This window comes from Gracilibacillus halophilus YIM-C55.5, assembly GCF_000359605.1.
In the GTDB taxonomy this organism is placed as follows: Bacteria; Bacillota; Bacilli; order Bacillales; family Amphibacillaceae; genus Gracilibacillus; species Gracilibacillus halophilus.
Genome location: NZ_APML01000082.1, coordinates 1 through 8,574, shown reverse-complemented (window position 1 = coordinate 8,574; position 8,574 = coordinate 1). Strand labels below are relative to the sequence as shown.

Below are 8,574 nucleotides of genomic sequence, written 5' to 3'. Positions count from 1 at the left end.
TACTAAACAAACACCTTGTTTCATTAACGGGCGATAGAGTAGGCAATCAGTGATTGTTTAGAGATTTTTTAGTTTACGGGCAGTAATCTTTAATAAGGTTTTGGGTTTTTATATGAACTCAGTGTTAAGGAGGCTTATTTTTGTTTTTGCTATTACAACTTCTATTGATAATTTATCTTTTCATTTTTACTATCTATAGTTGGTTTGAATACAGAAGAGATATGAGGAAAGTAGAAGCAGAAGAAGAAATAAGAAATGTATTTGTTCGATTTCTTTTTGCAATTATTGCATTGGTTTTATCCATTTTAGTATTTATTTTTTAAAGTGAAAGGAGCTTTCTTTAGATAAGTGAGGTGTTAATATTAAATCGAAGAAAACATGGAAAAAGATATTGAATGCTTTAATTATATTAGGGGCTACATGCGTTTGTTACTTTTATTTTAAAGCTGATGCTGTAAATCCGAGTATACATGCACTCACAAAAGAAGAAGTTCAGTTGTTTACAGATTACCATTTAAGGATGGCACAATCTCAATTACTTTTTTTCATCCTTATTATAATTAGACTTGTATTAAATAAAAAATAATTTTCAACTATCGGGATGCTAGAGTTGAACAAGGCAATCAGTGATTGTCTTTTATTTTTCGAAAATACAGATGGAATATTATGTTATTATTGAATTAGAGATCTTGAGCTAACATAAAGCAGGGACGCTTTTTCACTAAAGAAGCAGTTATGTTTAATAAGAATATAAAATGTTGTTTAGGGGGATGGAGTAAATATGAGTAAAAAGAAATATTATTTTTTTGTAATGCCACCTATGCTCATAATCGGGTTATTTTTAATATTTTATCTACCAGCAAGCCGAAGACCATATGCTAATACCAATTATTTTTTGGATAATATATTATGTTTTGGTATTTATAGATAGGAGGATAAAGCAGAAATAGGTTAACTTTATTAACATCAGATTGAATGCCTTATTCAAGTAACGGGCATGAAGAGTTGAACAAGAGGTTTAAAATAGATACTGTAATCGTCCTTAAATTTGGACGATTATTTTGTTTGAACAAATTTATAAAAAATTTAAGCCAAATATGTCTTTGGTTTGTCTAATAAGTGTAAGACAAAAAAGAAAGGGTGAATACAATCATCAAATTAGTCAAAAAAGCTCAGAAAGGAAATGATAAGGACTTTTTAAAGCTTTTCGAACAATATGAAGAAGATATTTACCGAATTGCTTATGTATATGTCAGAAATAAAGATGATGCTTTAGATGTTGTTCAAGAAGTGGCTTATCAATCATTTAAAAAAATAGATACATTGAAAAAACCAGAGTATTTCAAAACGTGGTTAATGAAAATCACGATGAACTGTGCAACGAATGTAGTTAGGAAAAATAAGAAAGTTGTTCATCTAAAACCAGAATATGAAGAATTTATGGGAACAGAGAATGAGGATATTCCTCTTTCTTTAACACTACAAGACTTAATAGAAGAATTGGAAGAGGATGAAAAAAGCATAGTTTTACTAAGGTTTTATCATAATCATACATTTAAAGAAATATCGGAACTATCGGAGATACCACTTGGAACGGCAAAATCAATTCTTTATCGTGCATTAAATAAACTTCGCAATCAATTTAAGGAGGGCGATATTTGTGAACAATAAACTAAAACGAGAGTTACAAAAAATAGAAATCCCGAAGCAATTACATGAAAGAGCAAAAATGGGTGTTGATAAAGCAAAGTCAGAAAGACCAAAAAGAAAGGTCAAAAATCCATTAGTCGCAGCAGCAGTCGTTTCTTTGTTGGTTATTGGGTCGTTATTTACTTCACCAATACAAGCAGCATTGGAAGGGATTTTTGAGGTATCAAAATATGAAGAAAGCAGTAAACAAGAATCAATTTCTTTTGGAAGTGGAATTTCAGAAATAGGAGTTATGGGGCAAGAAGTATATACCTCTCTTAAAGAAATGGAAGAAACATATAATATGAACATTCCTTTTCCAGAAAAAATATGGGAAATCAACCCTCAATCAAATCAAGATAAGTTTAGAGTGGGTGTTGATGGAGATGGAGACTTTATTTCTTACAATTTTAATTTAGCCACAGAGGATAAAACACATGAACAAAGTTTTTCAATAAAAGCAACAAAGTCTTCTGAAGCAAAAGTTAATTTTCATGCAGAAACAGAAGATGGAACTGCTATCAACAAGGATATAACCATAAATGATACTAAAGCTAAATTATTTGGTGTTGATGAACTTGCTTACTCTATTTATATCGAGAAAAATGGTTGGAAATTCATCATAACTATGGTAGAGAAAAATGACGAGTTAAGAACCGAATTCACAAGAGAAAATGAGAAACAGTTAATTGAACTTGCCGAGAGTATTCAATAAATAATGATACAAAATTAAGCGATTCTTCAATTAGATAAATCGCTTAATCTAATATTCAACTATCGGGTGCTTTGTATTAAAAGAGGCAATTTGATGAGCGACAAAGAAACTCCTGAAAAGCAAAGAGAGAGATTAAGACAAGAGGAATTAAAGAAAAACCCTATTGGAATTATGAACGATGCTTATAAAAGAGGGAACAGTGGAAACCTTGTTGATTTAGTAGGCAGTTTAGGTTGGAAAGGTATAGGAATTCTTATTCTTGTAATTATAATTGGATTTGTTATTTTATCTCTTTTATTCAAGTAAAGGGTGCCTATCTTTGTGTAAAAGGTCGCTTTGTCGCCATCGAAGTAATGATAGTTGCCAAATAAATATTAAATTTTGTTAGTTAGTATTCAAATTTTGTAATCTATTTAATTGAGTGTAAATAGCGGATAACTTTATTTATCTAATTTGGTTTTTCTTTATCTCAGACAAGCAAAATGCACTTCATATCGCTTCATTAAATATTATTTTAAATCATGTGATTTCATTTTGTTCATTTCGATTTGTCTTTTATTATTTAGAGACTTTCTCCCTCTAACCCATTCTTCAATTAGAAGAAGAAGGCCGACTATGAGTAAAATGGTATACTTAACTGTACTATCAATTTGGTTTGTTATAATCATCCATGTCATAACTGCAACAAAACCTAAAGGCATTATGATTCCCCATAAAGGACTACTCCTTGTAGCCATAAAATATTGAATAGCCGTCATAATAAGAATAGCGATAAAAAGTGTGAAATCAGGCATATTATCCATTCCTTTCTTGTTTATACTTTTCTATAATTTGTTTTGCATCTTCTAAAGAGATACGCTCTTCAATAGCAAGCTGTTTAATGAAACTTGCTAAATTTTCTTCTTCCTGTTCATCATATATTTCTATCTTATGTATTAGCCTATCCATTCTTGTACGAACAGTAGGGTAAGACACATTATAAGATATAGCTAATTTTTTTAGTGACCCTGAATTCAAGACAAATTTTTTGATGAATTCCATATCTTCATCATCTAAAGATAATATCCAAGAAGGAACGTTTCCTTTATTCATTATCTAATCCCTCCTTTTGTAATTATTATACCACTACATTTAATTAAATTGAACATATTTCAATCAAAAATTTAATTAAATTCAAAAAAAATTAATTAAATTAATGGAATCTGTTATGTATTAGTGATATATTAATAACAGTTAAAGGTTTCCATATTAACTATAAACAAGGGGGATTTCTAATATGTTTCCAATAACTTTTAAAGAATTTAAAAGTTTATTTAAAAGTATTCGTTCCATAATTATTATAATTGTAATCTTTGGAACAACCTTAGGAATAGCAAAATTAGTAAGTAATTTTAAAGAGCAACTTGAACAATTTGGTTTGGGGGAGAATACTTATGCAGGTGGCGCAATGATTATGATTTTATTTGCAGGACACTTGTTTGTGGCAAGCTTATCTCACAATATAATAAACCAAGAAATAACCTCTCGAACCATTAGATTTATAGCCACCAAAACTTCTAGAAATAACATTATAATAGGTAAGTTCCTAGGAATAACTTTATTCTGGACGGTATGTTTGTTTATAAATTTCTTACTGATCATTCCATTCTCCAAAACTTTTTATTTTTCAGATTTTCTGCAATCCCTAATTTTTATATGCTACTTTATAGGTTTAACAATATTACTGTCTACAATTATATCGAGACCAGCTTTAACAATGTTTATTGGTATAACTTTATCTATCATAATGACCATTTTAGGTTTTTGGAGTATAGCATCTGATAATATTTATCTTAAAATTTATAGTTATTTAACCCCGTATTTCTATTATAGTCAGCAAAATTTAATTTACCCTTACTTAGTATTAATGTTTCCTATTCTGTTTTTGATATTAAGCCTACTAATTATGAGAAAGAGGGATTTATGATGTATGCTATTGAAACAAATAATTTAACTAAAACATACAGTGAAAATAAAGTCGTAAACCAGGTAAATTTAAAAGTCAAACAAGGTATTATTTTTGGTTTTCTAGGTAAAAATGGTGCTGGAAAGTCAACTTTTATAAATATGGTAACAGGATTAACAATCCCTACCGCAGGTCCTATACTTTACTTCCAAACAAGAACATTAATTTCAAAGAAAAACGCAATAAAGTTGGAGTACTGCCAGACTATTCTACATTTTACGAAGATCTAAATGCTTTAGATCATTTAAGATATTTCAGTAAAATATTAGGATTAAAATCAAGTAAAGAAAATTTGATTAAAATATTAAAAAGAGTAGAGTTAGAAGATGCAATATATCTAAAGACTAAGAAATTTTCATTTGGAATGAAAAAAAAGCTTGGTATCGCTCAAGCGTTGATCAATAATCCAGATATACTTTTTTTAGATGAACCTACATCTGGGGTAGACGCAAATGCAGTTTTAAATATCCATAAGATAATAAATGATATTGCCAAACACGGAACCACCATATTCTTAACGTCACATAATCTAGATGAAGTAGAGAAAATATGTGATGAAATTGCTATTATGGATAAAGGAGTTATAAGAGCCCAAGGTACTATGGAGCAACTGAAAAGCAACTACGACAAAAATATAACGGTGAACATTAAACATAGTATCTTACCACCTGATATATTGAAGATACTCAAGAAAGAGCTACATGCTATTGATTCAAATGTTCAATGGAACGGAAATACAACCAGCATAGTAGTTCCAAATGAAAATACTATAGCTAGGATAAATCGACTCTTTCTGGAGATGAATATTGACGTTTTTAGAATAGAAGTAGATGAACCTACATTAGAAGAAATATTCTTAAATACAGGGGGAAATAAACACAACTAACCTAAAACTAGTATATAGCGCAAAAGATCATCTATGATTAGTTATCATGGATGATCTTTTAGTTGTTTAAAAGTCTTAAGTTTTAGACATAATTTTATTAGTGCTATTTTTTTCTTTATTTTCTTCTTTACGTTGTTCAAAAGTTAGTATATAATTAAAAATACAAAAGTTAATTATCTTTTGAACAAAGGGGCGCAAAATTATGTTTATAGGTTATGCAAGGGTATCAACCGTAGGACAAGATTATGAAACGCAAAAAGAATTACTGGAAGGTGAAGGTTGCGAAAAACTTTTTGTTGAGAAAGTGACAGGAACAAGCACAAAGCAGCGTACAGCATTAAAGGACATGCTAGATCATGTTAGAGAGGACGACACCGTTGTTGTAACAAAAATTGATCGCTTAGCACGTTCGATTATTGATTTAAACAAGATTGTTAGTGACTTATCAGAAAAAGGGGTTAGTGTTCGTTTTTTAAGTGAAAATATGGAGTTTAAAGCAGGGGAAGGACAAAATTCCATGCAAACACTTCTGTTCAATGTATTAGGCAGCTTCGCACAGTTTGAGCGCGATTTAATTGTTGAACGTACCACAGAAGCAGAGAAAGAGCCAAAAAGCAGGGCAAGCACTTAGGCAGGCCGTCACAGCCTGAAAAGAATGTACAACGAGCATTAATGTTGTATCAGGAACGAAAAACAAACGGTATGAGTGTAACTGATATTACAAAAGCGACTGGTGTACCTAGATCAACAATTTATCATAAAGCAAGATCATTAAAATATGATCGCTTCAGAACTTGAAAGGGGGGTGATAATATGACAGAAGAAGAAAGGCAAGCAGTTAAAAAAGTTGTTGATTTAGCAAACAATGGAGATCAGGGCGCACAAAAAATAATTGATATGGTTAAGGATAATGCGAAACGTCAAACATTATAAAAAACACTAGAAAGGATGAGGTGTAATGCAACTTAATTGGATGGTTGAGCGTTACGGGATAACGAGGGATGTTTTGAATGTCATTAATTCATTAGTAGATGATGAAATTTACGATAAAGAGGATTGCGCTAGAAAGCTGTTACACATATTAAGAAAACACGACTTGATAGATGCTTCTATTCTAATTAATGAACTGGATAAAAACAAAAGCACAGCGGAAGCCAAAATAGGATAACAACCGCTGCACTAAAGACTATTAAATGTGAAAGGGGGTTACCAACTATAACCCCCTTTTTCACGTAATCATTATATCATTCATTATGAAAAACTTTAAAAATTTGCGACAAAAGTCGCGCATTATTACCAATCAAACTGATATATCAACGAATATGCGAACATACATACGAAAAAATCACCATATCAACATGTTTAGCTATTGTAAAAAGAAAAAAATAACGATAAAATACAATACATAGGAAAAAACATGAAGAAAGGAAAGCTAGCGTGTATTGTTTGGCGACAGTCCCGCTTTGCTTTCCCTCTAACCTAACAGAAACCGTATAAAATACAGTCTGTTATTTCTAATATAGTTTTTTTCGTGCGAAATATGCACATATAAAATAAAAAAACACCTTTACCATTGTAAAGCTTCTATATTAGAAATGATATAACATTATGTCACTTTAAGCAACATGTTTTGCTTACATTTTTATCATTTTTGCTTAATTTTATTCGCATTTTGTATAAAAATTGTTAGCTAAAAACGAACTAAAAGGCTGTAATATCAAGGTTTTGTTAAATACGAGGGAATTAAAAGGCTAGCTTCTCTTTCTTCAAAAAGAAGGGAGGGTTAGTCTTTTTGTTATGGCATTAGCACACAATCGATCATATCAACAAATAAATGATTGGGTAGATTTATGGTTTAATCCACACAAACAAGCTGGATATGTAGCAGTAACGCACGACTTTAGAAAACATCTTTTCTTTGGTTCTAATGATGTATCAAAGGTTATCAATTTTACAAAAGGAAAGAAAAAGCAGTTTATCAGTGTTAATGCTTTTGATGTGAATTGGAAAGAAAAAGAGTTTTCTAGAGAAACAATAAAACTTAAACAGATCAGAAACATAGCAATCGACATTGACCAGTACAAAGTAGGATTAACGATTGATGAAGCGTTAGACGAAATACAAGTTTTAATTTTAGATAAAAAGATACCTGAACCTAATTTAATTTTAACAAGTAGGGGTATACAAATATTTTATTCTATTGATCGTGGCGCTAGTCTGATATGGCATGGCTTGTTGGATATATTACAGAACAAATTATAAGTAAGTTGAATCATATTGGGGCTGATAGCAATGCTAAGGATATGAGCAGAGTTATGCGAGTACCTAATAGCATTAACGAGCGCAATAATACGCTGGTTAAGCCTTATATATGGAATGATGAAGCTTACACGCTTCAGGAGTTACAAAGTTATTGCAAACCTTTAGAAAACTTTGGAACACGTAAAAAAACTAAAACGAAAATAATACCGATTAACGCAAAAGTGTCGTTATTCTATAAAACTAACTATGCTAGATTGACAGATTTACGTAAATTATACGAATTACGACAAGGCGACTTTACAAGCATGAGAAACAAGGATAAGCTCCTTTTTGTAGAAGTTATTAAGATAACGGGCAGTTATGTGGAATAAGAAATTAGATGTTATTTAATTTTTTGGTGGGATATATTATGAAAAAGAAAAAAATTTTATCTTCAGTGCTAGTAATCTTCATATGCTAGTATCAGCACCCTCTGAAGAAAAACAAAATGATTGGATTGCTGAAACACATGATATTGAATGTGATAAATACTATAATCAGTGTCATAAAGATAATGAAAAGTCGACTTTATTTCTTCTCATTTCAGAACGACAATCATTTTTAATTCTTATGAAATAAACTTTAAGTGTGAAGATGGTAAACAGATAACATTTAGAATCCTTGGTATTTTTGGCAATCATTTCGAAATGAGTGATGGAAAGCTATGGCAGATACTAAATTAAACCTTTTTTCTTGTACGATCGGTTGGAGATTGTTCAATAAGACCAGTCGCTCGTTTAGAGTTGATGAAATAAGATTTGACTACGATTTAAAATATTATATTGAGAACAATAGGAAGTCTGAATTTTTCCATTAGAGCGAGACCCACAAAAGGAGCATTTCCGGTATCCACGCATGGATAGGTTGAACGAAGGAATCTACGCGCATTGACGCCGAGAGACATGGGAGGGTTTACCGCCATAAATGTGGAGATCCAGTTGTGCGATTATAACAAATTCCACTAAATTGAAATAAAAA

Annotated in this window: 11 protein-coding genes and 1 pseudogene; 10 read left to right on the top strand and 2 right to left on the bottom strand. The window is 30.8% G+C overall.

What is annotated here, in order from left to right; genetic code table 11:
• The first annotated feature begins 1,140 nt into the window (after positions 1-1,140).
• The 3 genes from J416_RS14125 to J416_RS14115 all read left to right on the top strand — a co-directional run bounded on the left by J416_RS14125 (position 1,141) and on the right by J416_RS14115 (position 2,710).
• On the top strand, positions 1,141-1,671 hold the full coding sequence (locus J416_RS14125) for a sigma-70 family RNA polymerase sigma factor (RefSeq protein ID WP_003474170.1): 531 nt from the start codon (positions 1,141-1,143) through the stop codon (positions 1,669-1,671).
• Positions 1,661-2,404 carry a hypothetical protein gene (locus J416_RS14120; protein WP_003474169.1) on the top strand — a complete coding sequence of 248 codons (744 nt, stop codon included), beginning with the start codon at positions 1,661-1,663 and terminating at the stop codon, positions 2,402-2,404. The genes J416_RS14125 and J416_RS14120 overlap by 11 nt, the downstream gene beginning before the upstream one ends.
• Positions 2,405-2,497: 93 nt before the next feature.
• Positions 2,498-2,710, top strand: a complete 213-nt coding sequence (locus tag J416_RS14115) for a DUF6366 family protein (RefSeq protein ID WP_003474168.1) — start codon at positions 2,498-2,500, stop codon at positions 2,708-2,710.
• A gap of 203 nt (positions 2,711-2,913) precedes the next feature.
• Here J416_RS14115 and J416_RS14110 read toward each other — a convergent pair whose 3' ends face one another.
• Both J416_RS14110 and J416_RS14105 read right to left on the bottom strand, forming a co-directional pair.
• Positions 2,914-3,198 carry a hypothetical protein gene (locus J416_RS14110; protein WP_003474167.1) on the bottom strand — a complete coding sequence of 95 codons (285 nt, stop codon included), beginning with the start codon at positions 3,196-3,198 and terminating at the stop codon, positions 2,914-2,916.
• A 1-nt stretch (position 3,199) separates the two neighbouring features.
• On the bottom strand, positions 3,200-3,496 hold the full coding sequence (locus tag J416_RS14105) for a DUF2089 family protein (RefSeq protein WP_003474166.1): 297 nt from the start codon (positions 3,494-3,496) through the stop codon (positions 3,200-3,202).
• Between the two features lie 184 nt (positions 3,497-3,680).
• Between J416_RS14105 and J416_RS14100 the strand changes: the two genes are divergently transcribed.
• The 7 genes and pseudogenes from J416_RS14100 (at position 3,681) to J416_RS14075 (ending at position 7,928) form a co-directional block, all read left to right on the top strand.
• Positions 3,681-4,370 carry an ABC transporter permease gene (locus J416_RS14100; RefSeq protein WP_003474165.1) on the top strand — a complete coding sequence of 230 codons (690 nt, stop codon included), beginning with the start codon at positions 3,681-3,683 and terminating at the stop codon, positions 4,368-4,370.
• Positions 4,370-4,639, top strand: a complete 270-nt coding sequence (locus J416_RS16610) for an ATP-binding cassette domain-containing protein (RefSeq protein ID WP_338029460.1) — start codon at positions 4,370-4,372, stop codon at positions 4,637-4,639. The genes J416_RS14100 and J416_RS16610 overlap by 1 nt, the downstream gene beginning before the upstream one ends.
• The gene (locus J416_RS14095; protein WP_338029461.1) at positions 4,522-5,295 is read left to right on the top strand and encodes an ABC transporter ATP-binding protein; all 774 of its coding nucleotides are present in this window, start codon (positions 4,522-4,524) and stop codon (positions 5,293-5,295) included. Before J416_RS16610 ends, J416_RS14095 begins: the two co-directional genes overlap by 118 nt.
• A 202-nt stretch (positions 5,296-5,497) precedes the next feature.
• Positions 5,498-6,093: pseudogene (locus J416_RS14090) on the top strand (recombinase family protein).
• A gap of 160 nt (positions 6,094-6,253) precedes the next feature.
• On the top strand, positions 6,254-6,463 hold the full coding sequence (locus J416_RS14085) for a hypothetical protein (protein WP_003474163.1): 210 nt from the start codon (positions 6,254-6,256) through the stop codon (positions 6,461-6,463).
• A gap of 629 nt (positions 6,464-7,092) precedes the next feature.
• Positions 7,093-7,557, top strand: coding sequence for a hypothetical protein (locus tag J416_RS14080; RefSeq protein WP_003474162.1), 465 nt, complete (start codon positions 7,093-7,095; stop codon positions 7,555-7,557).
• A complete protein-coding gene (locus tag J416_RS14075; protein WP_003474160.1) occupies positions 7,518-7,928 on the top strand; it encodes a hypothetical protein in 411 nt (136 codons plus the stop codon). Before J416_RS14080 ends, J416_RS14075 begins: the two co-directional genes overlap by 40 nt.
• The last annotated feature ends 646 nt before the right edge of the window (positions 7,929-8,574 follow it).

Excerpts from the sequence above, each read along its gene's own strand:
- J416_RS14115 (WP_003474168.1), top strand. The coding sequence starts at position 2,498 with ATGAGCGACAAAGAAACTCCTGAAAAGCAAAGAGAGAGATTAAGACAA.
- J416_RS14110 (WP_003474167.1), bottom strand. The coding sequence starts at position 3,198 with ATGCCTGATTTCACACTTTTTATCGCTATTCTTATTATGACGGCTATT.
- J416_RS14105 (WP_003474166.1), bottom strand. The coding sequence starts at position 3,496 with ATGAATAAAGGAAACGTTCCTTCTTGGATATTATCTTTAGATGATGAA.
- J416_RS14100 (WP_003474165.1), top strand. The coding sequence starts at position 3,681 with ATGTTTCCAATAACTTTTAAAGAATTTAAAAGTTTATTTAAAAGTATT.
- J416_RS16610 (WP_338029460.1), top strand. The coding sequence starts at position 4,370 with ATGTATGCTATTGAAACAAATAATTTAACTAAAACATACAGTGAAAAT.
- J416_RS14085 (WP_003474163.1), top strand. The coding sequence starts at position 6,254 with ATGCAACTTAATTGGATGGTTGAGCGTTACGGGATAACGAGGGATGTT.
- J416_RS14080 (WP_003474162.1), top strand. The coding sequence starts at position 7,093 with ATGGCATTAGCACACAATCGATCATATCAACAAATAAATGATTGGGTA.
- J416_RS14075 (WP_003474160.1), top strand. The coding sequence starts at position 7,518 with ATGGCATGGCTTGTTGGATATATTACAGAACAAATTATAAGTAAGTTG.